Annotated in this window: 29 protein-coding genes and 1 pseudogene; 6 read left to right on the top strand and 24 right to left on the bottom strand. The window is 43.4% G+C overall.

Annotated elements, in window-relative coordinates; all coding sequences use genetic code 11:
- Positions 1–9: 9 nt before the first annotated feature.
- The 5 genes from BKD12_RS00150 to BKD12_RS00130 form a co-directional block, all read right to left on the bottom strand.
- Entirely contained in the window at positions 10–936 is a 927-nt protein-coding gene (locus BKD12_RS00150) for an abortive infection family protein (protein WP_070087375.1), read from the bottom strand.
- Between the two features lie 26 nt (positions 937–962).
- Positions 963–1,940, bottom strand: coding sequence for a reverse transcriptase family protein (locus tag BKD12_RS00145; protein WP_070087374.1), 978 nt, complete (start codon positions 1,938–1,940; stop codon positions 963–965).
- Complete coding sequence (locus BKD12_RS00140) at positions 1,933–2,232, bottom strand: helix-turn-helix domain-containing protein (protein ID WP_070087373.1); 300 nt, start codon at positions 2,230–2,232, stop codon at positions 1,933–1,935. Before BKD12_RS00140 ends, BKD12_RS00145 begins: the two co-directional genes overlap by 8 nt.
- Before the next feature lie 40 nt (positions 2,233–2,272).
- The gene (locus tag BKD12_RS00135) at positions 2,273–2,569 is read right to left on the bottom strand and encodes a hypothetical protein (RefSeq protein ID WP_070087372.1); all 297 of its coding nucleotides are present in this window, start codon (positions 2,567–2,569) and stop codon (positions 2,273–2,275) included.
- A gap of 270 nt (positions 2,570–2,839) precedes the next feature.
- Positions 2,840–3,136 carry a hypothetical protein gene (locus BKD12_RS00130; RefSeq protein WP_070087371.1) on the bottom strand — a complete coding sequence of 99 codons (297 nt, stop codon included), beginning with the start codon at positions 3,134–3,136 and terminating at the stop codon, positions 2,840–2,842.
- A 118-nt stretch (positions 3,137–3,254) separates the two neighbouring features.
- Here BKD12_RS00130 and BKD12_RS00125 point away from each other — a divergent pair, with 118 nt between their 5' ends.
- Positions 3,255–3,491 carry a helix-turn-helix domain-containing protein gene (locus BKD12_RS00125; RefSeq protein WP_070087370.1) on the top strand — a complete coding sequence of 79 codons (237 nt, stop codon included), beginning with the start codon at positions 3,255–3,257 and terminating at the stop codon, positions 3,489–3,491.
- 373 nt (positions 3,492–3,864) lie between these two features.
- On the opposite strand, the gene BKD12_RS00120 is transcribed toward BKD12_RS00125, so the two are convergent.
- The 4 genes from BKD12_RS00120 to BKD12_RS00105 all read right to left on the bottom strand — a co-directional run bounded on the left by BKD12_RS00120 (position 3,865) and on the right by BKD12_RS00105 (position 8,022).
- Positions 3,865–5,406, bottom strand: a complete 1,542-nt coding sequence (locus BKD12_RS00120) for a MobA/MobL family protein (protein ID WP_070087369.1) — start codon at positions 5,404–5,406, stop codon at positions 3,865–3,867.
- A gap of 337 nt (positions 5,407–5,743) precedes the next feature.
- Complete coding sequence (locus tag BKD12_RS00115) at positions 5,744–7,072, bottom strand: virulence-associated E family protein (protein ID WP_070087368.1); 1,329 nt, start codon at positions 7,070–7,072, stop codon at positions 5,744–5,746.
- Entirely contained in the window at positions 7,041–7,664 is a 624-nt protein-coding gene (locus BKD12_RS00110) for a CHC2 zinc finger domain-containing protein (protein ID WP_070087367.1), read from the bottom strand. Before BKD12_RS00110 ends, BKD12_RS00115 begins: the two co-directional genes overlap by 32 nt.
- Positions 7,665–7,773: 109 nt before the next feature.
- Positions 7,774–8,022, bottom strand: a complete 249-nt coding sequence (locus BKD12_RS00105; RefSeq protein ID WP_070087366.1) for a hypothetical protein — start codon at positions 8,020–8,022, stop codon at positions 7,774–7,776.
- Between the two features lie 207 nt (positions 8,023–8,229).
- On the opposite strand from BKD12_RS00105, the gene BKD12_RS00100 reads away from it, so the two are divergent.
- Together BKD12_RS00100 and BKD12_RS00095 are read left to right on the top strand one after the other, a co-directional pair.
- Complete coding sequence (locus tag BKD12_RS00100) at positions 8,230–8,820, top strand: helix-turn-helix domain-containing protein (protein ID WP_070087365.1); 591 nt, start codon at positions 8,230–8,232, stop codon at positions 8,818–8,820.
- A gap of 29 nt (positions 8,821–8,849) precedes the next feature.
- A complete protein-coding gene (locus BKD12_RS00095; RefSeq protein WP_070087364.1) occupies positions 8,850–9,911 on the top strand; it encodes a tyrosine-type recombinase/integrase in 1,062 nt (353 codons plus the stop codon).
- A gap of 331 nt (positions 9,912–10,242) precedes the next feature.
- Here BKD12_RS00095 and BKD12_RS00090 read toward each other — a convergent pair whose 3' ends face one another.
- The 4 genes from BKD12_RS00090 to BKD12_RS00075 all read right to left on the bottom strand — a co-directional run bounded on the left by BKD12_RS00090 (position 10,243) and on the right by BKD12_RS00075 (position 14,073).
- On the bottom strand, positions 10,243–11,454 hold the full coding sequence (locus BKD12_RS00090) for a tyrosine-type recombinase/integrase (protein ID WP_002576318.1): 1,212 nt from the start codon (positions 11,452–11,454) through the stop codon (positions 10,243–10,245).
- 145 nt (positions 11,455–11,599) lie between these two features.
- On the bottom strand, positions 11,600–12,811 hold the full coding sequence (locus BKD12_RS00085; RefSeq protein WP_002576319.1) for a tyrosine-type recombinase/integrase: 1,212 nt from the start codon (positions 12,809–12,811) through the stop codon (positions 11,600–11,602).
- A gap of 84 nt (positions 12,812–12,895) precedes the next feature.
- Positions 12,896–13,126 (bottom strand): hypothetical protein, encoded by a 231-nt coding sequence (locus BKD12_RS00080; RefSeq protein ID WP_002576320.1) that lies wholly within the window; start codon positions 13,124–13,126, stop codon positions 12,896–12,898.
- A 476-nt stretch (positions 13,127–13,602) separates the two neighbouring features.
- On the bottom strand, positions 13,603–14,073 hold the full coding sequence (locus tag BKD12_RS00075) for an RNA polymerase subunit sigma-73 (RefSeq protein WP_002576321.1): 471 nt from the start codon (positions 14,071–14,073) through the stop codon (positions 13,603–13,605).
- A gap of 205 nt (positions 14,074–14,278) precedes the next feature.
- Here BKD12_RS00075 and BKD12_RS00070 point away from each other — a divergent pair, with 205 nt between their 5' ends.
- Positions 14,279–15,907 (top strand): IS1182 family transposase, encoded by a 1,629-nt coding sequence (locus BKD12_RS00070; RefSeq protein ID WP_070087363.1) that lies wholly within the window; start codon positions 14,279–14,281, stop codon positions 15,905–15,907.
- 199 nt (positions 15,908–16,106) lie between these two features.
- Here the strand turns inward: BKD12_RS00070 and bcrD are convergent, their stop codons facing one another.
- The 5 genes from bcrD to BKD12_RS17435 form a co-directional block, all read right to left on the bottom strand.
- Positions 16,107–16,934, bottom strand: a complete 828-nt coding sequence (gene bcrD / locus BKD12_RS00065; RefSeq protein WP_002576322.1) for a bacitracin resistance undecaprenyl-diphosphatase BcrD — start codon at positions 16,932–16,934, stop codon at positions 16,107–16,109.
- Positions 16,934–17,683, bottom strand: coding sequence for an ABC transporter permease (locus BKD12_RS00060; RefSeq protein ID WP_002576323.1), 750 nt, complete (start codon positions 17,681–17,683; stop codon positions 16,934–16,936). Before BKD12_RS00060 ends, bcrD begins: the two co-directional genes overlap by 1 nt.
- Positions 17,676–18,593 carry a bacitracin ABC transporter ATP-binding protein BcrA gene (gene bcrA, locus BKD12_RS00055; protein WP_002576324.1) on the bottom strand — a complete coding sequence of 306 codons (918 nt, stop codon included), beginning with the start codon at positions 18,591–18,593 and terminating at the stop codon, positions 17,676–17,678. The genes BKD12_RS00060 and bcrA overlap by 8 nt, the downstream gene beginning before the upstream one ends.
- Positions 18,594–18,773: 180 nt before the next feature.
- On the bottom strand, positions 18,774–19,388 hold the full coding sequence (gene bcrR / locus BKD12_RS00050; protein WP_002576325.1) for a bacitracin resistance transcriptional activator BcrR: 615 nt from the start codon (positions 19,386–19,388) through the stop codon (positions 18,774–18,776).
- Positions 19,378–19,575, bottom strand: coding sequence for a helix-turn-helix domain-containing protein (locus BKD12_RS17435; RefSeq protein ID WP_009246557.1), 198 nt, complete (start codon positions 19,573–19,575; stop codon positions 19,378–19,380). The genes bcrR and BKD12_RS17435 overlap by 11 nt, the downstream gene beginning before the upstream one ends.
- Positions 19,576–19,740: 165 nt before the next feature.
- Here BKD12_RS17435 and BKD12_RS00040 point away from each other — a divergent pair, with 165 nt between their 5' ends.
- Complete coding sequence (locus tag BKD12_RS00040) at positions 19,741–20,094, top strand: helix-turn-helix domain-containing protein (RefSeq protein ID WP_002576326.1); 354 nt, start codon at positions 19,741–19,743, stop codon at positions 20,092–20,094.
- An 80-nt stretch (positions 20,095–20,174) separates the two neighbouring features.
- On the opposite strand, the gene BKD12_RS00035 is transcribed toward BKD12_RS00040, so the two are convergent.
- The 6 genes and pseudogenes from BKD12_RS00035 to BKD12_RS00010 all read right to left on the bottom strand — a co-directional run bounded on the left by BKD12_RS00035 (position 20,175) and on the right by BKD12_RS00010 (position 24,573).
- A complete protein-coding gene (locus tag BKD12_RS00035) occupies positions 20,175–20,471 on the bottom strand; it encodes a hypothetical protein (RefSeq protein WP_002576327.1) in 297 nt (98 codons plus the stop codon).
- 284 nt (positions 20,472–20,755) lie between these two features.
- Positions 20,756–22,171 carry a relaxase/mobilization nuclease domain-containing protein gene (locus BKD12_RS00030; protein ID WP_002578499.1) on the bottom strand — a complete coding sequence of 472 codons (1,416 nt, stop codon included), beginning with the start codon at positions 22,169–22,171 and terminating at the stop codon, positions 20,756–20,758.
- A 55-nt stretch (positions 22,172–22,226) separates the two neighbouring features.
- The gene (locus tag BKD12_RS00025; protein WP_002578498.1) at positions 22,227–22,559 is read right to left on the bottom strand and encodes a hypothetical protein; all 333 of its coding nucleotides are present in this window, start codon (positions 22,557–22,559) and stop codon (positions 22,227–22,229) included.
- Positions 22,556–23,409: pseudogene (locus BKD12_RS00020) on the bottom strand (nucleotidyl transferase AbiEii/AbiGii toxin family protein). Before BKD12_RS00020 ends, BKD12_RS00025 begins: the two are co-directional and overlap by 4 nt.
- The gene (locus tag BKD12_RS00015; protein ID WP_002578496.1) at positions 23,406–23,999 is read right to left on the bottom strand and encodes a type IV toxin-antitoxin system AbiEi family antitoxin domain-containing protein; all 594 of its coding nucleotides are present in this window, start codon (positions 23,997–23,999) and stop codon (positions 23,406–23,408) included. The pseudogene BKD12_RS00020 and the gene BKD12_RS00015 overlap by 4 nt, the downstream one beginning before the upstream one ends.
- Positions 24,000–24,135: 136 nt before the next feature.
- Positions 24,136–24,573, bottom strand: a complete 438-nt coding sequence (locus tag BKD12_RS00010; protein ID WP_002578495.1) for a hypothetical protein — start codon at positions 24,571–24,573, stop codon at positions 24,136–24,138.
- 120 nt (positions 24,574–24,693) lie between these two features.
- Between BKD12_RS00010 and BKD12_RS00005 the strand changes: the two genes are divergently transcribed.
- A complete protein-coding gene (locus BKD12_RS00005) occupies positions 24,694–24,930 on the top strand; it encodes a helix-turn-helix domain-containing protein (RefSeq protein ID WP_070087362.1) in 237 nt (78 codons plus the stop codon).
- Positions 24,931–24,942 lie beyond the last annotated feature (12 nt).

The raw sequence follows: 24,942 nt of genomic DNA, 5'->3' as shown, positions 1-24,942 counted from the left end.
TATTCTAACCTATTTCATATTTTCATAAATCTTAACAAGCAATACAATATTCGTTGCTGTTAAATTCAACGCATACTCTGCAAACTCATCCGATACATTTAATACCTTATTCCCTTGTCCGTGTCCAGAATTCTTATTCCGCACCACTGGTACCCCCGTCTCCAATGTTGTTCGCAAACTATTTATATGCGCCGACATATAAGTCGGATAAAAATTATTGTTTTCTAATATACCAATTAATTTTTTTGCAGTATCTTTATCTTTATTATACGCATACCCTTTTTTATCACATATTGTTTTCAATGTACTTTCAAACGCTTTTCCCGCTTCTAAAATCGCATTTTTATTATCGGATTTTCTTCTATATTCAAATGCATGTCGTATTTCTTCCTCTGCTCCTTCAAAATCATTGTCAAATAATAATTTAAGCGCTGGCTTTACTATTTGTTTATGAATAATAGTATTATCAATCCTTACAATTTCTCCACCTATAAACTCATATCCTAAACCGTGTTGTTTAAATCTAAAATTCAATTCAGCAATAGCTTTGTTGATTATATCATCTTTTGGAACATCAAATCCATAGTCCAAATGTAGTTTTCTTAACCCATTGTCAAAAACACAAAAGACATAGTCAATAAAATCTAAAACGTCTTCTACTGATGAATTGTCAAGATATTCTTCTATATTATGCTTCGCCGGCTCACTCCAGTCCACATTATAATGCGAACCTAATCTTTTTAGTCCCTTCTCCCTAGAAAAAGAATCGTGTATTTCCAACCAAAAATCCATGCTATCATATTTACAATAATTTTCTAAAACATCCTCTATTATATAAAATACTTGCGTTCTAAATGAAGCTGGCAATTGATCATAAATATATACTTCAGGTTCATTCTTTTCATTTTTCATTCTATTTGATAAAAGAGTAAACATTCTATTACTATCTCCTTTTCCATATCCTATGCATAGTTTTTCTCTTTAACTTTTGCTTTCTTTCGTTTATTAGCATAAAATCGTTTTCTTGCCATTTCTTTTAATTCTGCCTCATAATGTTTTATATAGTTACCTAATTCAGGAAAAATGTCTGGCTCTATTTGCCTCATAGAGCATAGCATTCCATTCAATTTTTCAATATCATATAAATTGCAAGTCTTCTTACATTTTTCATATTGAAACAATATTTTTTGTCTTTTATTATTTAAGACCTTTTTTTCTCCGTTTTCTATTCCCACTCCAGTTACTACTTTAAAAGATCCCGGCTGATAATAATGATCTTTCTGAGCTTTAGCAAGTAAACCATTCTTCTTTAATTGGATTGCAATCTCATTTCTGAATTCTGTAGATATCGGATGATCTGCTGAAAAAGTCATATCATCAACATATAAGGTAAAATCGCAATCATTTTCATCAGCTTTCCTTTTTATAGCATCAAACATCTCCGCATATGTCCAATATACTATAAGCTGACTAGACGGACTTCCTGTTGGCAAAACACCTTTATACGTTACAATATCTGTCATCAACCACGCAATGTCTTCAGCCATTTGAAAAGTATTTTTAAACATTTTAAATATATAATTTCGCTGCACGGAGTCATAAAACTTGGAAACATCCATTGTTCTTACAAATTTCTTATCTACATGATGTTCAGCATTAGTTATATAACTACAATGCTTTTTTCCAGACATAACCCATTCTGGTGTTACAATTCTTGATAACAATCGGCATATCCTTTTTTGTATTGCTTTTAATTCATCAGATGGTACAGTAAAGTCCCTTCTGCCGTTTCCATTAGGTTTAGGTTTAGAAAATTCGTTATACTGATATTCATGTTCATATGAAAAATACTTTGTCGGTAAACACAGTAAATTGGCTAAAGTTCTTCTATTACACATTTTATACAAAGGGCTGCGTTCAATTGGATATAATTTACTCATTTTCTAGACCGCCTACCTTTTCAAGGATTTGCAGCAATCTCATTCCTGCCAATGCTATTCGTTGTTTTTTATCCTTATTCTGTTTATCTTTTTCCAAAGATTCCGCAAATAAAAAGAGTGTCGATTTTTTCATTCCAAAAACTGTCGCATACTTATCCAACACTTCCATCGTCGGCTGTTTTTTATTATTTTCCAACTCAGAAACATAGCTTTGAGAAATTCCTAACATCTGGGCTAGTTCTGCTGATTTATAGCCATTAAATATTCTTAACAATCTTAACGCTTCTCCCATTTCCTTTCCCTTTCCACATAAAAAAATAGATTAGTTGGTATCAAATCAAGTCATCAAAGAATGACTCAATGGCAGTCTTGCAAAGATAAATAACAAATTTACCAACCAATCTAACGATTGTACTTTTGTTTTTCCTGCAGAATCCAACTGTCGACTTAATACCGGATTTGAAAAACGCTTCAACTTTTCTGCAAAACTTTTGCATCATTTTGCCTCCTTTCTCATCTTTGTTAACCAAAGACGCCATCCAAGAAAGGAATTTCGAATTAAGGTCTTTTTTCAAATCACTAACTAATCTATTGTTAAAGCGTGTTCCATCCACACGCTTCAGGCACATGTTCTCGCTCTCCTAGGTGATTCTTCTGTGCAGTAACACAGGCTCAGAACGGATCCCAATGAACACATGGCCCGGGGTAAATTTAAGGTCTCACCTTCCAAACATTTCTGTTCCCGTTACTTCTTCTGGATGGTCATACCTTACGTTAAAGCTCTTTTATTATACCATTCTTATTACAAATGTCAAGATATTATATCGCTTTTAGCGATATAGTTCAAACTATATGCTCCGTCGAAATCACTTATTATTTTCAACCATATCTTTTTTTCTTTAAATGGACCATCTTTCAGTCATATTCCTGATCATATCCACCATCAGCAATATTCCTGCCTGCAGTCCAATCTCCATATACACGCTAGCCGTCTCGCTGCTGAGTTCATTACACAGATCCAGCAGTTCTGAAGTCGGGTTTTCATCATACTTTCCTACAGTCTTTTCAAATCTCATATAAATCTCATCCAGCCGTTCCTCATAACTCCTGTCATCTTCATCCGGTCCCAGGCCAAACAGAAGATAATCCGCAACTCCCCTGATTGTTGCTCTCTCAAATATTTTATCTACATTCATGTTCTGCCCATCCTTTCTCTATTACGAAACTTTTCTCTATTACGAAACATTATAATCTCAATACTGCATACAATCAAGATATATTTCTTTATTACGAATTTTCAGGAGTTATACAGATATGCAGAAACTCAGACCGGATATGGATATCGGCCATAATATCCAACGATTAAGAAAAGCTTCAAATATGACGCAGGATCAGGTAATCGCCCGCCTTCAGCTCATGGGAATTGAAATATCCAAAAGCACCTATGCCAAAATTGAAACCAACCGAATGAATATCAAAATCAGCGAACTTGTTGCGCTCAGCAAAATTTTTAACTCGGAAATTTCCGAATTCTTCAGCGGACTAATTTAAACAATTTGACATCCGCTCCTCACTTTGCTAATATAAGTATAGAAACAGGCACTACCGATAAGCGGTTAGTCCAAAAATAAATTAGTTACAAAAAAGTAACCGCACACTTTTGGCTGAGGGGCGGTTACTTTTTTGTGTGATCTATATACGCTATCAAGATCGTAACGACAATACCAAGTATCATCAAAACGATGGAGAGCATTTCAAAATCACTCATAAGTTTGCCCTCCTTTCCAAGATTTCTCTTTGCAGAGATTTCTATGTAATCAGAGGGTTCAGTCCCTCTGTCGAAGGACTAACCGCCTACCGTTCTCTGGCAGTGCCTGATTTGATTTTATCAGAACATCCGTTCTATTTCAACTGCTATTTTTCTTTACAGACAATCTCTGTCATATCCCCGTTTCTTTGTTCGCTGTCTCTTTTCCATCTCCCTTTTCTTTTTATCCAGCTGCTCCAGTACGCATTGCCGCTCTGCCCTCTGTTCCAGCTTATTACTTCGGATCACCAGATACTGTTTTTCCGGAACGCTTTTCTGATCCCATTCTTTCTGCCTGTTGCGGATTTTATCCAGTTCCTTCGTTGCAACTGTATATGCTTTTTTCACAGCCAGCGCATTTTCATATCCATGCAGTCCAGGTATTCCGGCGAGTGTAGCCTTCGCTTTTTTCAGTTCCTGCTGTTTTCCGGCAATCTTCTGATCCAGCTCCTTCTTTTCTTTTCCGTGAAACCATTTCCCGTCAATATCCTGCCGTTCTTTCTCCAGCCGGATCAGAACTTTCTCGACAGCATAGATCCTCTGCTCTGCTTTCTTCATCTTCTGCAGAATGTTATCCAGCCTCATTACTTCTGCTTCCTGCGCTGCTGAAGATGGTCTTTTCCTTTTTGCGATCTCCGGCAGCGGCGCCGGCGTCACATCAAATTTCAGGTCACGGTGAAATACTGGCTGTTCATTCTCGTCATATTCTGCATTCCGGAGTTCTTTGATATACTGGATAAAACCCCGCAGCTTTCCAATCGCCTTTTGCAGGATTGTCCGGAAAATCTCCGGTTTCCACCCTGACCTTCGGATGGATTCTACCGCCGGATCTGTGATCTCTTTTTTCTTTGCAAAGCGCAGTTCCTCTTCGGTCACACCTTCCACTATCGCCCGGTCTACCATGTTGTTCCACTCCTGCCGGAGATAATTATCGATCCGTATCTCCTCTGCTTTCGGATTATTTTTCCCGATCTTTCTGGTTGGAAGATACGGACTGTTCTTATCAAACACCTTCAGTTTCTCCGCCGGATCCTGCACCAGTTCATTGATCAGATCCGTATAGAAATATTTCATATCCTCTGTAAATTTTTTTGACTTGAATTCCGGATTCTTCGGCTGGAAGAAATGCTTTTCATAAACCTCCCCTTTTTTGATGATCCTGCAGCCGGAACGGATTTCTCCATTTTCATCCAGAATTTCTTTCTTCGTCCGGACATGTTTTCCTGTTTCATCATAAAACATATTTCTTGAAGCGATCTTCTCCACCGGCTCATCATAAGCTTTTCTCTCTGAAAAAATAAGATGGATATGAAGATTGGTTTTCCGTTTATTGTGGTGAAGGGCGCTTGCCACAGCCACGCCGTACCGTTCCACAAATTTCGCAGTAAAATATTTCAGCAGCGTATCATGATCATAATGGATCAGGCCAGGCGGCAGCATGATGATCAGTTCCCTGGCCTCAATACATTTCCCTTCCGTTCCGCTTCTGGCAAAATCCGCCTGATTCTCCTTTGACAGATACTGCCAGAATTTCGGATCTGCGCTGGTATAGGCAGCATACAGATTTTCCTGCCGCTTTGGATCCGAGATATAACGTACCCTGCCCCGGACGTGAGGCAGCTTGACCGTCTGGATAAAACAATTCTTTCCATTTGCCATACATCTCCTTTCCGGCGGTGGTACGTCAGAAATGAACCGGTCTTTCGGTTCTGAGCCGCCCCGCGGGGCGTCTCGGCCCGACGCAGTCGCGAAATACACAGAGTGCAGATCTTCAGATCTGCGCGATGGGTGTATTTCGCTCTCAAGCGCCGAGGGCTTGGTTTCCGGCGTATCCGCCTGTTATTTTATGCCCGTATCCGGGCTGTTTCCTTTTCTCTGGTTTTTAACTTTCAAAGTTTTTTTCATCCTGTTTACAGGTTCTTGTTTACAGATTTCTCATTTTTTTGTGTAAACAAACTTTTGTAAACAAGGCTCAAAACATTTTAAAAGTTATCTTTTATTCAAAGGGCAGCTCTGTATTTTCATCTATATTTATAAAGCCGTCCCCGTCTTTTTTCGGATGGATCCGTTTCCAGGAACGCTGAGTCCCAAGGCTTCCCGGGAACCGGTGTGTCCCGTGTTTTTCCCATCCGATGATCTCATTATCCATCAGGTCGCCAATCTCTTTGGACTGCCATTTCGGCACCATCCCTTCATGGTGGAACACTTCCTGATAAATGATGGTAGAACATACATAGTCTTCCTCATAACGGTCCAGGAACGCCTGGATCATGCCCGTCTGGGTATCTTCCGGCATAAACTCTTTCTGGAGCGCTTTCACATAATCTTCCATATCCGGCGAGAATGTGAGGGAAAAATCTCCGCTGCGGTAGATCTCCATAGCCTCCGCCCATGCCTGCAGGATGTATTCCCTGGACTCTTTCTCATTACTGTAAATGGTCGTTTCCGCTTTTTCCGGGCATACTCTGACCGGTCCGAACCGGCGGTTTCCTGTCCTGTCAAAGGGCAGGAATGCAAGATCATTGGAAGTTCCGCAGAATACACACTGCCGGTACCGGTCTTCTGCCCGCCTCTCATAAGGGATCCGATAGGTGTCTTTCTGTCTGCTCAGGAATGATTTTGTTTCTTCAATACTCCTGGCATTGGCCACTGCGTTCATTTCTGACATTTCCACAATCCAGTGTCCCTGCAGATATTCATAAACCCGCTTATCATCCAGCCGTTTCACATCATCGGTAAACCACTCATCCCGGATCGCCAGATATTTGAAAAATGTAGATTTCCCGGTTCCCTGTCCGCCTACCAGACAGAGCATGATATCATATTTCTTCCCAGGGTCATACAGACGGCTGATGGCAGCAAGCATATGCATTTTCATGATCTCACCGGAATATTCCGGATCAGACGCCCCGAAGAAATGGGTAAGCATGTTGCGGATTCTCGGCGTCCCGTCCCAGGTCAGGCTTTCCAGCAGATCAATAATGGGATGGAAGCTGTTATCGTTAGCCACAATATCCACCGCCTTGGCGATCACCCTGTCACTGGTCAGTCCGTAATTCTTTTCCAGATAAAGGGACAGATTGTTCATATCCGTATCCGTCATCTGGACGCCCCGGCGTTTCCAGGGAACCTTTTTCATAATATCGATCTGGCAGGTCATTTCATTTCTGCAAATTGCTCCCTGCAGATACGGATCATGTTCCAGCGCATATTTACAGTTCTGGATCGACTGACGGATCTTGCCTTTCTCTGTCACGTCCAGGTTCCTTCGGATTTCCTCCTGGGTCAGCATTTCATCCTCTGCAATACGCTCTAATTTCTGCATAGACTCCTCGCTGATATCGTTCCATATGCTGCTCAATCTCCGCCACCTCCTTCCGCTTACAGATAAAGAATTCTGCAATTTCTTCTCCACTTCCGGTCAAAAGAATATCCAGATAATCATTGATCTTCTTCTCATTGTCCAGTGCCTCCAGGAATTGTTCCTGCTCAAAAACGCCCGGTTCCGATCCGTAGAACTGTTTCCAGAACTGGATCCATGACAGATAATCGGTCAGGACTTTTACCGCATGCCGGTGCCAGTCTGTCATCTTCTCTTTGACAGAAACCGGATTCCTGTTTCTGTATTTTTTTCGTCTTTCCTGACACTTCTCTGCTGTCAACGGCAGCTGAAAATCTGCGATCAGTTTGCTGGCCGCTTCGTAAGGCGACAGACCAAACAGCCCTGCGGTCAACCCGATCACATCTCCTTTTGCTCCGCAGGCAAAACAGTAATAATTAGTATCAATTTTCATGCTGGGATGATGATCGTCATGAAACGGACAGCATGCCATCTGGTTCCTGCCGACCCGGATCCCGTACTGCTCCGCCGCCTGCTTTGCGGTAACGTATGATTTTACTTCCTGAAATATATTCACTTATAACCTCCTCTGCTGAAATTTTTCATTGTATCTCGCAGAGGTATTTGCTATACTTGAGTTGCGAAGTCAGAGTGTAGCAATACCTCTGGAGAATTTGCCCGTGCGATCAAGCATGGGCTTTTTCTTTTGTCACATCCCGGAAGTATCCGGTCTCCTCCCAGACTTTACGGTCCGGGCAGTAATAACTGAATTCGCTGGCGTCTCCCACCTTCATGGCCACTCCAAACTTGACGACACCCTGCTGGATGGCAAGTCGGACGTAATGGGGATCTTTTCCCATTGCCCGGGCGATCTCTTTGATCGGAACATTTCTGCCTGTAAACGGCGGCAGCTCCACATACATTTTCTTTTCCATTCTCTTCACCTCCTTTCGGATTCATATCCGTATTTTTAGTGCATTTTTCATTTCACCATATCCTTTCTCCGCACACAAACCGCACTATCAGTTCGCATTTTATTATACGCATTAAAATTGCGTTCGTCAAGATGTATTTCTAAAAATCCGCACTTGTAATTCGTATTTCAATGTGATAAGATGGACGAAAGAGAGGTGAATTCAATCATGAAACATGATACGAAACAGATCGGACTGAGAATCCGAACTGCCCGAAAGCAAAAAGGTATGAATCAGACTCAGCTGGCAGCCGCACTTGGTAAATCCCTCCGCACAATCCAGAAATACGAAAGCGGAGAGATTGAAGTGTCGCTCGCCATGATCAACGAGCTTGCCGGAGTACTGGACACCACTTCTACTTATCTGACCGGCTATGACACGCAGGAGAAGCCGCTGACCAATATGGCAGACGTCATGCAGTTTCTCTTCCAGCTGGATCAGATCCGGGAGCTCGGCTTCCGGATTGATGTGAAGCGTCCGCCGGAACACGACCGCTGGGAATGCTCCATTACCTTCAATGGCAAAGACCTGTCGTCCTCTGAAAATGCAGATATGTGTTTATTCCTGGAAGAATTCAGGGAAAACAGAGAGGAATATGCTGCATATGGCCATTCTGCCAGTTCCTATCAGGACTGGAAAGACAAGACACTGGCCTACTATGCAGCTGTCCCGTTGTCTGAAACGGAAACGGAAGAACTGACAGAGGAAGAGCGCATCAGCCGCCGGAACGCCTTTTTAAAGGAGCAGTTCAGATCATAAGTCCTTCAAAAGAAAGGAGCAATGACTGAATGAAATTACCAAACGGCTACGGAAGTGTAGTGAAATTATCCGGAAAACGGAGAAAACCATATATGGTCCGCAAGACAACAGGATACCGGATCGATCCCGTAAAAGAAAAGAAGATTGCAGAATATATTATCATCGGCTATGCCCGGACAAAATCCGAAGGGCTGGAGATGCTGGCTGATTATAATCATAATCCTTATGATACGAAAGCTGCGAAAATGACTTTTTCCGAGGTGTACGAAGAATGGTCAAAGAAGAAATATCCGACCGTATCTGAAAGCAATGTAAAAGGATACACAGCCTCCTACAAGGCCTGTACCCTCCTTTACCACCGGGTTTTCAAAGACCTGAAACTGGCGGATCTTCAGCAGGTGATCGATACCTGCGGCAAAAATTATCCGACACTGAAGAAAGTAAAGATCCTGTTTAACCAGCTGTACGGATTTGCCCTGAAGAATGACATCTGCAACAAGGATTATTCCACCTACGTAGATATCGCGCAGTACAAAGACCGAAATCCGAACAAACACAGCAGGAACAAATTTCCCAGGGAAGAGATCGACAGGATCTGGACCATGCAGGATGATAAATATTACCAGATTGTCCTCATGCTGCTCTATAACGGTACCCGGATTTCCGAATTCCTGTCCCTGAAAAAAGTAAATGTACACCTGGATGAGCAGTATTTTGATGTGATCGACAGCAAAACAGAAAACGGTATCCGGAAAGTGCCCATTGCCGACAAGCTGCTCCCGTTCTACCGGAACTGGTACAACTCCTGCCCGGAATGTGAATATCTTCTCCATACAGAAGACGGAAAACCCTTCAAGTACCGCAACTACTTTGACAGTTACTGGACACCCCTGATGGAGCAGATCGGTATCCAGCGGACACCGCACTGCACCCGCCACACCTGTATCTCCATGCTGTCCGAAGCCGGTGTGCAGGAAACGGTCATCAAGAAAATTGTGGGGCATTCCGGAGCCATGACACTGACTGAAAAGGTCTACACCCATCTGGATGTACGGATCCTGATTGACGCTATAAACAGGACTCTTGAGTAAAGATATTTTTGTTGCAAACGTGTTACAAACGCGCTGCTAATCCGGTGATTTTCACCCGGTTTTCCCCCGTTCCACCGCGTTTCCAGGGCAAAAAGAAAAACCCCGGAAACGTGATGTTTCCAGGGTTTGCCTGCAATTTCAATAACTGTTCGATTATCTCTTGGGTAATCCCGATTAACGCTTGCTTAACGTTTGGAGAACTGCGGAGCTCTACGAGCTGCTTTGAGACCGTATTTCAATCGTCTGAGCGATGATTTTCCTTGATATTCCGGGCTTTTTTGAGCCTCGGCCCCTCGGTTGTCCTATTCCTTAACCAAAAAACAGGCCACTTTTACGAGGGGACAGCTTGATGAAATGCAGAATTTACTACATCGAATAGCTGTTCTGGTTTATTATACTTTACTCTTGCATAGATGTCCATAGTTGTCTTGCTGTTCTCATGTCCGGCAAGGTACTGGACCGTCTTGGGGTCAACACCTGCATACAGAAGATTGGTGATGTAGGTATGCCGCAGCAGGTGCGGTGTCACATCGAAGTCCAGGCTATACACAATGTTGGGATTGTTTTTCTGATGTCCTCCCAGACTCGGCTGAACAGTGTACTTGATGCTCTGTCCGTTCACATACTTATAATAGGTACGCTCCTTGGTAGACCGAACAACGATGTACTGCCAGACACGTTTGAACTGCGAATATGACAAGGGCTGTCCCTCACTATCGGCAATCACATATTCCGATTTGGAGGCAGCCTTGGCTTCCCGCAGACAATTCACAAGGCATTTGGGAATGGGAATATCCCTTCTTGCTGCTTTCGTCTTAAGCGTTGTAGAGATAACCGGTCTGTTATGCTCTGATCGCCATGCGCGCCGCACAGAGATATATGGAGTGGGTGCATCGAGGAACACACAATCCCATTGCAAGGCGAGAGCTTCTTCTCGGCGCAGACCGGCATATAAGCCGATCATGGTAAACAGATACGGCGGAAGTCCTTTGACGGTTTCCAGCAGCACTTCCACCTGCTGGTCTGTCAGCGAATCTTTCTTTTGGGTCGGTTTCCCTCCTTTTGCCGAAATCCCCTCACACGGATTGTATTCCAGCAACTGGCTCCGCTCTGCCGAGTAAAAAATGCACTTGAGGAGCATATTCACCGTATTGTGCAGGCTCTCGGACTTATTGGACAATGGGATCAGCGCCAGACGAATATCATCCGCTGTTACTTCCTCCATATACATATCTCCCAAAGGCTTGATAATGTAGTTCTTCATATTGGAGGCGTAGCCCTTCAGTGTAGCCGGCGACACTTTTGCGGATTGCATCAACAGCCACTTCTCACAATACTCGGCCACAGTAGGATGCTCCCGGTGGAAGATGATCTCCGCTACCTGGCGTCTCGCCTCCTGCTCTTTATCGTACAGTTCCTCGCAGGTAGTCCCATACAAGCTCACCTGCTTGCCGTCTGCGTCCAGAATCCGGGTTCTGTAATACAGGACACCCTTTCGTGTGACGGTTCCATATTGAGGTATGTTTTTTTTCTTCTTTGCCATAATTAATTTCCTTTCTCGCGTGGTGATGTATCTACACCTCCTTTTTATCAGAGATTTCAAATTGAATCAAAGATACGGCCAAGGAAAAACTAAGAGCGAGACATCCTTGTCTCGCTCTTACTTCATTTTCTGAATTGTTCGGAACTTACACAGCGTCCCATAAGTCAAAGGCACAGCCCATTGCTTTGACAAGATCATCCGGCCTGTTGTATTTGACCTTTGCGTAAATGTCCATCGTGATTTTGCTGCTTTCATGGCCCGCCAAATATTGTACCGTTTTGGGGTCCACCGAAGAATGAATCAGATTGGTGATGTAGGTGTGCCGCAGCTGATGCGGTGTCACTTCAAAATCCAGGCTATATACCACATGGCCGTTATTCCTGGCTTTTTCTCCAAGTTTCGGGTAAAGCATATATTTTACATACTTTCCGTCCACAAGTTTTCTGGCCATTCTCGGCTTTGCAGTCCGCGTCACAATATACTGCCACAGCCGCTTAAACTGTGTATAGGATAGCGGATCACCGTCCCGATTGGCAATCACATAATCCGAAGTGGATTTTTTCTTTGCATCTTTCAGACATTCAACCAGACAGACCGGGAGAGGAATGTTTCTTTGTGCCGCTTTGGTCTTTAGCTCGGTAAGAATGACCGGCCTGTTATGTTCTGTGTGCCATGCCCGCCGTACCGTTAAGTACGGAGCCTCTGCATCCAGATACACAGAATCCCATTGCAGCGCCAGGATTTCTTCCCGGCGCAGACCGGCATATAAACCGATCATCACAAATACATAGGGCGGCAAATCCCGGATCGTGTCCAAAAGCCGCTCAACCTGTTCATCCGTCAATGCCTGTCTTTCTTCCTGGGGAACTCCTCCCTTTGCATCCAGGTATATGGTCGGGTCCTCGTCAATCACATGGCTCTCCTTGGCCGCCCGGAAAATGGACTTGCAGAGAATCACCACAGACTTATAAACCGAAGCCGACTTCTTGGAAACAGGTACGAGGGCAAGTTGGATGTCATCCAGGGATACATCAGCCATTCTCTTGTCTCCCAGCCCTCCAATAATGTGCCGCCGCACCTTAGAGGTATAATCTGTCAAGGTGGTGGCCCGAACATGGACGGACTGCATCAGCAGCCACTTCTCACAGTACTCAGCAACCGTAGGCGATCTTCGACGAAACGTAGTACTGTCAATCTGCTCTAACGCCTCCAGTTCCTTGTCATAAAGCTTTTCGGGCGTCTTTGCATAAAGCGCCACTCTGTTTCCATCCGAATCTTCGACTCTGGTTCTATAATATTCAATGCCGTTAAGCACGACCGTACCATATTGAGGAATTGCCCTTTTTCTTTTTGCCAATTCCGTCACCTCCTAAGAATAATGTCCAGCGCTGTACCTTTGTTTTATCAGACATATTAGGTTCCAGCAAGGATACGGAACAGCTCAAGCTCGGACACTTCGCAGCTTGCGGTATGTAGCGCTTTTTTCCACTGGCTTTGCACGATGGGTGCATTTTGCGATATACTCCTGAAGGCCAGCATCTGTAAAGTACACGCAACCATTTTGCACATACTGAACATAGGAAATTAGCCCACTGTTTCGAGCTGCATCCAAAGTGGCAATGCTAATCCCCAGTAATTTGGCAGCCTCTTTCCGCGAAATCAATTTTTCCATAGGTGGTCCCCCTTTCTGTCAAAGATGTGGTTGTTGCTTTCAAAATCACATGAATGCGCTGGCAACCGAAGCTGCCAGCGCATGGTATCTGACTTTGAAAAATTTACTCGCCACATTTGCCACGCACCCCTGGCGATGGGGACATTCCGGTCTCCGCTGGCGCGGCTGTCATAACTCCACAGCGTCGTTTTACTCGTGCGCCGCAGAGTTCCCCCCAAGTCTTTAGGAGGCCGTGAGGAAGTATCTTTAACCCCTATGCAGTCATCGCGCCCTGAAATGCCACTTTCGGGTATCAGGCTGACGTGGATCGCTCGGAACAGTCCTATTCATCACCTCCTGGGGCTGCCCATCTTCGCGGCGTGCCTGATTCGCTCGTACATAGGTTATGTACCGGAAATGCCGTCTATGAAATTGTCAAGCTCCACATTGGGAGAATGTTCTTCCCTCAATGGGTAGGCACTGATACGCTTCATTTGTTAAGTGTTATTCAAAAATTTTTTTATTTTTTTAAATCTTTGTGCAACAGCACTTCTGGAACAATGCCAAAGACGTGCTACATCAATTTGACGATAACCATCCACAAAAAGTAATGTCAATAGCTCCAAATCTTTCTTCGACAGCTTCTTCAATCTCAACAGTAGTTGTTCGTTTTCCACCGAAGCCAACCATCCATATCGCGTTTGATCAATCTTATCAACATCCCATTGATAAGATAACGATGCAAACTTTCGGAACAGCTGTGATTGACCACATACTTCATCATATTGTTCACAAGGTATTGGTTGCGTATGGTTTTGAAAAACCCTTTGACTGCAAAACCATGCCCAGTCATATTCTTTCATGGCAGCAATCTGTTCTTCGCTCATCCCTGCATCACAATACTCAACTTCTAAACGCTTCCATCTACTATCAAACTTCTTTTTCTCATATCCATAATTAAATCCCATTATTAACCTCCTGTAGATTCAATTTGCAAAATTCACCATGCAAACTAAAATCAGGAGGAGATCGACAACGAGAATCTCTGGGTTGTTTTCCATCCCCAGAAACAAAAATGGGGCTGTCGCACTAAATAATTAGTGCGGCAGCACTTTTTGCAGAGAATAAGAGCCAGGTCTGTGCAAGGCCTGGCTCTTGGTGTAAAATTTATTTATGCGACTAAATAAACTTTTACAGAAAGATTATACTCTATCTTCTCTGTACTATCAAATCAAACTTCCGCTGGATGTGGAAATTTTGATCCCGGCAGATGATCCGGTCCGTCTTCTGAGTGCATTTGTGGAGGGAATGGAACTCAGCGATCTTTATCAGACTTATAGAAAGATAAAGAAAAATCAGGCGACACCGAGGCAGCTGTTTAAGATCATGGTCTACGCCAGCATGAATCGGATCTATTCCAGCCGGGATATTGAAACAGCATGCCGCAGGGACGTCAACTTCATGTACCTTTTGGAAGGGAAACCAGCACCTGATCATGCAACCTTTGCACGTTTTGTTTCTCTGCATTTCGCGCAATGCTCGAAAAAGACATTAGCCGAGGTGTCGAAACTCTTATATTCTCTTGGAGAAATTTCCGGGAAAAGCATCTTTATTGATGGAACGAAAATAGAATCCGTTGCGAACAAATATACCTTTGTCTGGAAAAAGGCTGTTACGAAAAATCAGGCAAAACTTTTCGATAAGATTCTTGTCCTTGTGGAAGAGTGCGAAAATCTTTACGGTTTCAGGATCGCTTATAATGGGAAGGTATCCCTTCACACCTTAAAAAGGCTGCGAAAAAAGCTGTGCAGGATCAGGCAGGAGGAAGGGATTGTCTTTGTCCATGGAACCGGACGGCGGAAAACACGCCTTCAGAAATCGCTGGAAAGCCTGGAAACATACATAGCAAAACTGAAGGAGTACAATAAAAAGCTTTATGTCTGTGGAGAGCGCAACAGTTATTCTAAAACAGACCCGGATGCGACTTTCATGCGGATGAAAGAAGATGCCATGCTCAATGGGCAGCTGAAACCGGCTTATAATCTTCAGCACGGGGTGGATTCAGAATACATTACATGGCTGGATATCAGTCCACGGCCTACGGATACGAGGACATTGATCCCATTCCTGAAAGATATGGAGTTGTATCTTCCGTTTAAATATCAGGAGATTGTGGCAGATGCAGGATATGAAAGCGAAGAGAATTACCTGTTTCTTGAAGAAAACGGTCAGCTGGCCTATATCAAACCCCAGAACTATGAGATTTCCAAAACCCGAAAATACCGTCAGGACATCGGGCGGATGGAAAACATGAAATATGATGAGAAAGCGGACTGTTATTACTGTAAAAATGGACAGGTGTTGACGGTGCAGTACGAAAAGAGAGAAAAGACGGCCAGTGGATACCGGAGAACCGTTACCGTATATCGAAGTAACGGATGCAGCGGATGCCCTTTCAAAACCGACTGCATCAAGGGGAATAACTGCAAAATACCAATGGAAGACCGCCAGAAAGTACTGTACGTTTCGAAAAAAATGAAAGAAAAACGTCAGGAGACATTGGAGCGGATTACCAGTGATTATGGTACACAGCTCCGAATGAACCGAAGTATCCAGGCCGAAGGAAGTTTTGCAAACATCAAAGAGGATATGGAATTCAGACGATATTTATATCGAGGGAATGCAAATGTAACCGCCCAGAGTATCCTGCTGGCGATCGGGTATAACATAAACAAACTTCATCATAAGATTCAGGCAGGAAGGACAGGACGTCATTTATTTCCACTCAAACAAACCGCCTGATTTTGTCAGGTCAAAAGTAAATCCTGAAAGTGAACCTTTTTTCAGAAAAGGTTTATTAAAGTTCGCCTTTTTATAGAAACGGAATAAAAGAAGTGAATATTTCGGCTTAAAAATGGCAAAAAGATGCTGCCGCATCTATGATTTTCTAATCATTGATGCGACAGCCCCATTTTTATTCGCGCACAAAGAAAACGCATTATTAAGATTTTATAAGTACAACAAGTATACCAAGCACAATTCGATACCAACCAAACACCTTAAAATCATGTTTTTTGATAAAGTTCATTAGGAATTTAATTACTAAGACAGATACCGCAAATGCCACAGCCATACCGAGAACAAGAGCGAGCAGTTCTGCACTTGTAAATTCAAACCCGAATTTTAACAGCTTAAAAGCACTTGCTCCAAGCATAGTAGGTACTGCGAGGAAAAAAGTAAACTCTGCTGCTGCCACTCGTGAAACTCCTATGAGTAAAGCACCTATAATCGTTGCTCCCGACCGTGATGTGCCGGGTATAAGTGATAACACTTGAAATGCCCCTATCAAGATTGCTGTTTTATAGCTGATGTCAGAAAGTGCCATAGTAGTAGGAGTACGCTTTTTATTCCAATTTTCTATGAGAATGAATAACAAACCATAAAAGATTAACATGATTGAAATCACAATGGGGGTTTGGAGGTAAGCATCCAAATAATCATCAAATAGAATCCCCATAATAGCTGACGGTACACAAGCTACCGCAACCTTGAACCACAACGAGAAAGTATCCTTTTTAACAATTGACTGTGCTTTGTTCTTAAATTGAAAGGGAAACATCTTGTTCCAAAACATTACAACCACTGCGAGTATAGCTCCAAGTTGAATAACAACAAAAAACATTTCTTTAAATGCTTCGCTCATATTAAGTGTGATAAATTCGTCCACAAGAATCATATGTCCTGTGCTGCTGATAGGTAGCCACTCAGTAATACCCTCAACAATTCCAAGAAAAATAACTTTTAAAATTTCTATAAAATCAAGTACCATTATTTCAAATCCTCCTTTTTAAAATGATGAAAGGTCATAAGAAAACCAACTGCTGATACAAGAATAATAATAGATACAGACAGCAGTGTAGGATAGCCGGTACTCTGAAGTTTACCCTGCACCAAGAAATAGGTGGCTGTCCACGGATACAACGCTCCCCATTCTTGATTTGAAAGTGCGGCACTTCCCATGACAATCACGGCAGAGCCAATCATCGGGGCGACAAATCCTTTTGTTTTCATAGCAACAAACACAAAAGGAGAAACTGTTAAAAACATCAGGATACTGCCAAACAAAAACTTGGGGAGCCATACTATTGCCACTAGTAAGCTATATCCCTCCAATGTAAAGACAGCGTCATATAGCCCACAAACGATAAATATACCTGCCCATGTTACAAGGGTTAGCATAACAATCCAAAGAAGCAGGGTGCAAAATTTTCCAATTAATAGTTTTGTCCTTGAAATGGGTATGGGCAATATGGTTTTGAGGGTGCTTTCTGTGTACTCTCTGCTAAACAAGTAAGCTGCAATTGCCACATATATCATAATGTTTACCAGCAGCATGATATACAGTACACTGTCGCTGTATATGTCAGACAAGGTAAAGATAATCTCCGGCTTATCAAAATGTGTTTGCAAGGCTTCTATTAACATCAAAAGTGGGGTAGATAATACCCCTGCCACACTAATTAGCACCATTTTTGAACGCTTTAGTTTTAATAATTCACAAGAAATAAGATTAAGCAATACCGCCACCTCCAATCAGTTTAGAAAAGTAGTCCTCTAAGTTTTCCTCACTATCATTTATCCTTGTCACGAGCAGTCCATTTCGTGCAAATTCTCGATTGATTTCTCCAACACTTTGGCTAAAGTCATAAATTCTCACCGTACCGTCCTGCACTGTAAAATCCGTCATGTGGTAGTGGTTTTCTAAAATCTTTCCGGCTATCTCACTGTCAGATAAATCAAATTGAATGTATTTTCGATTCCTTTTGTGAAGCTCGGATATATTCACTTCCTCTACTAAATGCCCCTCGTGCATAACGCCGATAATATCTGCTATCTGTTCAATCTCGCTTAAAACATGGCTTGAGATAAAAATGGTAATGCCATGATTGTGACTAAGTTCAGATAAAAATGAGCGTATTTCAACTATTCCAATGGGGTCAAGTCCGTTAATCGGTTCGTCAAGTATTAAAAGCTCCGGCTCGTGCATAATGGCGGCGGCAATACCAAGCCGTTGCTTCATTCCGAGGGAATAATCGGAAAAGACTTTTCTTTTCTCCTTATGCAGCCCCACAACTTCAAGAGCTTTTTCTACTCCACTTTTAGATACTCCCCCTCGCAGTTTAGCGAGAATTTGCAAATTCTCATACCCTGTTAAATTACTGTAAAATCCCGGTGTTTCGATAATAGAGCCTACTTTGCTATAAAGGGTATGGATATTTTCCTTATAGTTTGTGCCAAACAAGCGTACCGTTCCCTCCGTTGGGAAAGCAAGCTGCAACATCATTTTCATTGCTGTGGTTTTGCCTGCTCCGTTTCTGCCGAGCAAACCATAAATTTTGCCCTTTGGCACATGAAGATTTACCTTATCGACAACGGTGGCTGTTCCGTATCGCTTCGTAAGATTTTCTGTTTCAATGATATAATCCATATTTGATTCTCCTTTCCGTGGGTTGCTGTTCTTGTTTTCGCTGACCACAATCTTATTATCCACGAGTATTGCATAGAAGCCAAGAAATCTACCGTCACAATGCCGACACAATAGATGTCAGCACGAAAAAAGCTCCGACACTTATCGTGTCAGAGCCTATTTTAAAGGGTTTATGGCATTTTACTTTGTTTGGGTTTGCTTTATCCAGACAAATATTTTAGCAACAAATAGCAGAAACATAAGGGCGGTTACATAGGGTTGTCTTGCCGCAGCGAAGAAGCAGATAAAAAGCGTACTCAGCACGAGAGAGCATTTTGTGATTATGTTGCTCCATGATTCCTTTTCAAAACAAACACACATCAGTTTCGCTATCCCAAGTGCAATCAAAACAATAAAAACAATCCAATAGATTGCAAGATATATTGGGGTAGTGTCTGTAAATGAAAGTAGATTGACAGAATAAATATATCCGTCAACAAGGTTACCATACAACGGCAAAAGTATAAAAGTAACCGCCATCATATCTAATATTCCATAAATGAAACTGTAAATTTTTTTCAAGTTGGAACGATTTTCAGTTTCGGCAAGTGTAATCAGTTCTTCGCCCGATAGCAGTTCATCTATGGTCACAGAAAAGAATTTAGAAATACACTTGAGCGACTCAATGTTAGGGTAACCCTTGCCGCTTTCCCATTTTGAAATGGCTGTTCTTGATACATATAATTGCTCCGCAAGTTGTTCCTGCGTTAAGTTCTTTCCAGTCCTAAGCTGTTGTAGCTTTTCATTAAATTCCATGATTCTCCTCCTGTTTGTTCCTTGTTTTCATACGTCCATCAACGGGTTTTTCTGCATCTTTTGGTATCATCCATGCACGACCAAATTTTTCAGTTCCGTCAATGCGATTTTCCTCACATAATTTTTGTATCCGTCTTTCCGATATGCCCCATTTTTCAGAAGCGGCTTTCACAGAAATGTAATTCATAATATCAACTTCCTTTCGCAAAGAGTATATAATTATTATATACGGAATGACGAATAATAGCAAGTTTCTCTCCACTAATACGAAATTATACACTACTAAACATAAAATCATACTTCGTTCAAATATCATCACCCGAAATGTACAATGATATAGGATGATATTAAAATGTACCAAGATGAAAGAAAACTTGATTTTAAGCCGTTAGGTATAGCGATAAAAAAAGCTCGGGAAGCAAAAGGGTGGACACAGGAATATCTTGCCCAACTGGTAGACCTTACGCCACGCTCTATTATGTATATAGAGAACAGGGGGCAGCACCCAAGGCTTAACAAATTTTATCTCATTACTACCTTGCTTGACATCTCTGTAGACCAGTTCTTTTTTCCATGCAATGAAGATGGCGACAACAATCGCCGCAAACAAGTTGATGTACTGTTGAATGATATGGAAGAAAAGGAGCTTATCGTGATGGAAGCTACGGCTCAAGGCTTGAAAAAGGCAAGAGAAACTGCGGAATAATTAACGCTGTTTTCGTAAGCCAAGCCAACTGAAAAAAGTGCGACACCTACACAGGCTATCGCACTTTTTAGGTTATTTTTTTATTCTCCACACAAATCATAAAGCTGTTCACATCGGTTTTGAATATCTAAGATTTCTGTTTCGGTTAAACTCCTGCGGTTATGAGTAAGTTGTTGCTCTAAAAAATCACGATAGCCATCAAGTAAGGCATCCCGTAAAAGCTCGGGGGCTTTGCAATGTTCCACACCAAACCATTGCTCATCTTTTTCATCCCAAATCATAACGGTGTATCCTCGCTTAGTGTTCACCACCTCCAAAACACTATCTTTATTTAGGTAATCGTTGAATACTTCTAAAACCTTTTCAAAGGTCATCATTTTATCAGCCCTTTCATATTTTAGGTGCTTATATGTAAGTAGTTTATATACTTATTACGACTATGATAATAAAAGTAAATCATCGTGTAAAGGATACGGATATTGTTTGCGAACAAAAGTGGCAAGCAATGCCGGTGTTAATACACTCGGCCCACAGAGGGAAAAATCCTGACGTGATTTCCCCCTCTGCTTTGCTTGTTGAGGGCAGCGCCCCCAAGCCCCTTTGAACGCAGAATTTCATTCTGCGGCTACGCGTCCGATGGACGCTTATGACCATGACCGGCTTACCGCTGGCCGTGGTCTTTTTCTTGTTCTTTTTTCTGTTCCTCATCCATTTTCAGCAGCCGATCCACATTGGCCTTTGCCGTCAAAAGTTCCCGCATTTCCTCACGGGAACGCCGGTACTCGGCGTAGGTTTTCTTCTTTTCCTCCAGCAGTTTGGCATACTCAGATTGCAGGTCTTTGACCTTGGGCAGCTTCTTCACTCCCATCTCATCAAAGGCATTTTTTGCCGCCTGATGGAGCAGAATTTCTTGCTCATGTTCCTCCCGAAATTTTCGGGAATAACCGGCCTTGCGATAGGCAACATAGGTCTCGCGGGTCTTGGCATAATTAACGATATGGGTACGCAGGACGGCGATCTCTGCCATGCGTTTCTCCGTCGCCTTAATCTGCGCTGACAGCTCATTGTGATGGGCGGTAGCCGCCACCGCTTTTTCTTCCAGCTCTGTATAGTCCAGTAGGTGATGTTCGGTAAGAAAATTCACGGTCTGCGCCATCTGTTTTAAGTTAAAAACCTTGGCCCAGCGTGCATATCCAGCACCTTTCCCGGCCTGCAATTTTGCCTGAATATCCACCAGCAAATTGACCTTGGGTGGCTCCGGCTGCACGGTGGATTTCTTGCGGGGCGTGTGCTGCTTTTCTCCAGCCAGCACCGCACGGATTTCTGTTTCGCTGTACCCGGCTCCCAGCTTGTCATCCATACGGGCTACATTCTTCCAACCGGGAGCTTTAAGGCGGATTGCTTTCCCGCGCCGAGATACCTCGCAGCCCATCTCGGAAAGCAGTTGCAGAAGTGTGTCAAAGTCTGCTGGCTTTTGCTCCAGCGCCCGGTCAATCATCACCCGTAGCTGTTCCCGATGGGAGGGCTTGGCTTGTTCGCCCAGCCACTTGTTGTAGCTTTTTCCGTGGGGCTTGGGGTTCTCCACAATGGATAGTCCGTTCTCGATACAAATGGTGTCACTTAAACGTCGAACAGCTCTGGTGCTTCCCCAAAAGTTACGGAACTTCCGGTCACAATCCATATTGACCGCCGACCAGATGATGTGATTATGAATATGCGATTTGTCGATGTGGGTGCAGACCACAAAGGAATGATTGCCTTTGGTGAACCGCCTGGCAAATTCTATGCCCAGCCGGTTGGCTTCCTCCGGTGTGATCTCTCCGGGCCTGAACGACTGGCGCACATGGTAGGCGATCACATCATCTGTACCGCGCACTCGTCCGGTGGCGGCAATATACTGCCGCTTTGCCAACAGAAACTCTGCATCAGCAGTGCGGCTGTCACATCCATAGCTGGTAATCAATTTTCCGTTGTCGGTCTTTTGGGGATTTGCCACATAGTCAATAATATCGCTGATGGCACGGCTCTCAGTCCGACCCTTGCCGATATGCAGCGGCATGATGCGTGTGGTTGCCATAAGGGAGACCTCCTTTCCAAAAAAGAAACGGCCTGCATGGTGCAGACCGCTTTTGTTATTCTATTAAATCGTCCTCATCGAGAAAATCAAAATTGTCCTCGATGTCCTCTAACCGCTTCGGAGGAAACCTCATCTCGTATTGTTCTTTTGCCAGCGCACGAACTTCCCGGCGCTTATCTTTCATTCGGTTCTTCAGCCAGGAAATCTGCTCCTTTGATAATCTCCATGGGAGATTCAGCAAGCGGTTTATTGTCATTTGCTCCGCTTGCTTCTCCGGCGGCAAAGAAGCACAGGATTTACAGACGTGCGCCGCATGACCTTTGCCGGAAAATTTTTCATTAGCCTTATATTCTCCGCAGACTTTACAATAATGGCCGTGCTTCTTCATAGGCTCGATTCCTTTTCACTGAGAGCGTATAAACTGCGCACCGCCCCCATGATGATGTTCCACTCCAGATCTGCCGCATAGGAAAATTTTTTGCGGTACGATTCCCAAAGTTTCTGCATAACCGAGCTGTTCTCCACTTCCTCAAAAACTTCGGCAGCTTCTGCAAGATGTCGTTCTGTCCCGCGTTTGTGAGCAGTGGCCCGCAGCGCATCATGGAGAATCTGAGGGTCCAATGTATTCCCATGCAGCTGTTCCAGAATATAAATGTCATAGAAATCTCTCATGCGGGTGTTGGTGGTAGTTCTGGTAATGATCGTTTCCAGCTTTTCGGCCAGAACCGTTTCCAGATTGTACGCCCAAATATCAATGGAGCGATCTTCCAGCATCAGCTTGAAAGAGTAGCGGATCTCCCTGGGGGTAATGGCATCCCCTGTGGAAATGTCAATCTTCAAAGGCGTCACCACACCGTCAAAGGTTGTAGTCATATTTACGCGAATCCCCGGATATTCCGCCTCATCCATAATCTCCGAAATACTTTTCAGCTGGAATTTGACGCCATCATCAAGCGGGACACTCACAATAGCGGAAATCAAATTCTCTATGTCCTCCACATTGACATTGGCTCCTTTTACAGTAGCGTCCAAATCCATCGTGGAACGGGCATCCAGACCAACCATAGCCGCTACCAGCATACCGCCTTTCAGAATAAATTTGTCACGATATTCAGAAAGGGAGATACGCTCCAGAAAACGCTCCATCATGTAGTTCCGCATCAAGAGCTGGGCGTCCGCAGATTTTTTCTGGAAAGATTGCGGATCAGATCCTTCAACTGCCTTGCTGTTTTTATCATAAAAGCACCTCCAAATACTGCCGCAGAATTTTTTCTACCCGGAACATACCGGCATACCGCATCAATGTCCGCAGGTCTTTGTCTTTTCTTCTGGCATACATCTTTAATGCCCCTTGAAAAGTCTGCATCTCCATGTTGTTCCTGCTGCGGAGCAGGTCGCAGATGGTGCGCTCCAGGTCATAGACAGGAACTGTATGCCCAAATGGTGTCTGAGCCGTTGTCAGGCCCACCCCATGCAGTTCCGCCTTAATGGTGAATACCTGTACGCCCTCTGCTTTCAGCTTGGAGGGATTATATCCGGTCTTGACTGTGACCGTATATTCCAGCGGCTCGCGGTCTGTCAGATCGTGAAAAAATAAAGCTGTCTCATGGGAAAACACTGCCTGTTCGACCCGCAGATGAAGTAAGTACATGGCATCGACCCAGGCATCCTTGGAAAGATAAATTCCATGCGCGACCCGCTCCAATTCCCGTGAGTGCACATAATCATAAAAAACAGGCTTAGAAATACCAGCAGATACTACTTGAGCTGTTCGCAGCATCCCATCCTGTGTTTCCAGCAGCTGATCCAGCTGTTCAAATTGTCCCACCGTACCACTTCCTTTCACACTAATATTATAAGCAATATTAGTTCAAAAGTAAAGTGATGAAAATTCGGCATAATTTTACCGACAGCTTAACGTTCAACAGTTTTGGAAATATGAAGTGGCAGCAAAATAGACAACCTCAGCTGCCCATTTCATCACGATATGAAATAATCTGCTTCTTTTTCTGTTTGGCACACCGTAACGTTGTGGCTGCTCCGCCCCAATCATGGAGAACATAGGCCACCACTACATCGGCGGACTCTACCATCCAGCGATTTCTATGAGAAATCGAAAAACGGCGCGGTACGTTTTCCAGCGGTGGATACACGGTACTGTCATAGCCAGAAACATCCCGGCCAGTGTTCAAATATGCCAATACAAGAACCAGCTCGATTTGCGGATACTTTTTCTTTTGTTCCCGTAAAATAGACGCTGCTAAACTGTCGAACTCTCCATATCCTCCAAGATAAAAAGTTGTTGCTCCTTGCTCAATTAGGTCTTGTGTTACATTGCGAAGCCAATTCGCAATATTGTCTGCCTTTGTGATTTGCGAATGGCCACAAAAAGTTACGTTCATACGATGGCACCCCTATTACCATCATACTGCAAATAGCTCTATTAGTACAGGTACAGGGACTAATTTTAGCAAAACTGCCCATATACTAAATATAGTACAGTCACAGGGGCGGTGTATAGAATGAAGCTAAACGAGGCGGTAAGCAAACGTCTGTTAGAATTACTAGATGAAAGAAAAATGACACAATATCAACTGTATATGAAAAGCGGTGTTCCCAAGTCTACGATTGGAAATGTCATCAACTGCTCGTATGATTCGGTTAAGCTACGGATCATTCATGAGATGTGCCAAGGAATGGGGATTGGGATAGATACCTTTTTTGCATCGCCGCTTTTTCAAGAAGATAACCTAGTATAGTTGTCACTAATT

Source organism: Merdimonas faecis (assembly GCF_001754075.1).
Taxonomy (GTDB): domain Bacteria; phylum Bacillota; class Clostridia; order Lachnospirales; family Lachnospiraceae; genus Merdimonas; species Merdimonas faecis.
The sequence above is the reverse complement of the archived record's forward strand: the minus strand, read 5'-3'. Positions and strand labels throughout refer to the sequence as shown.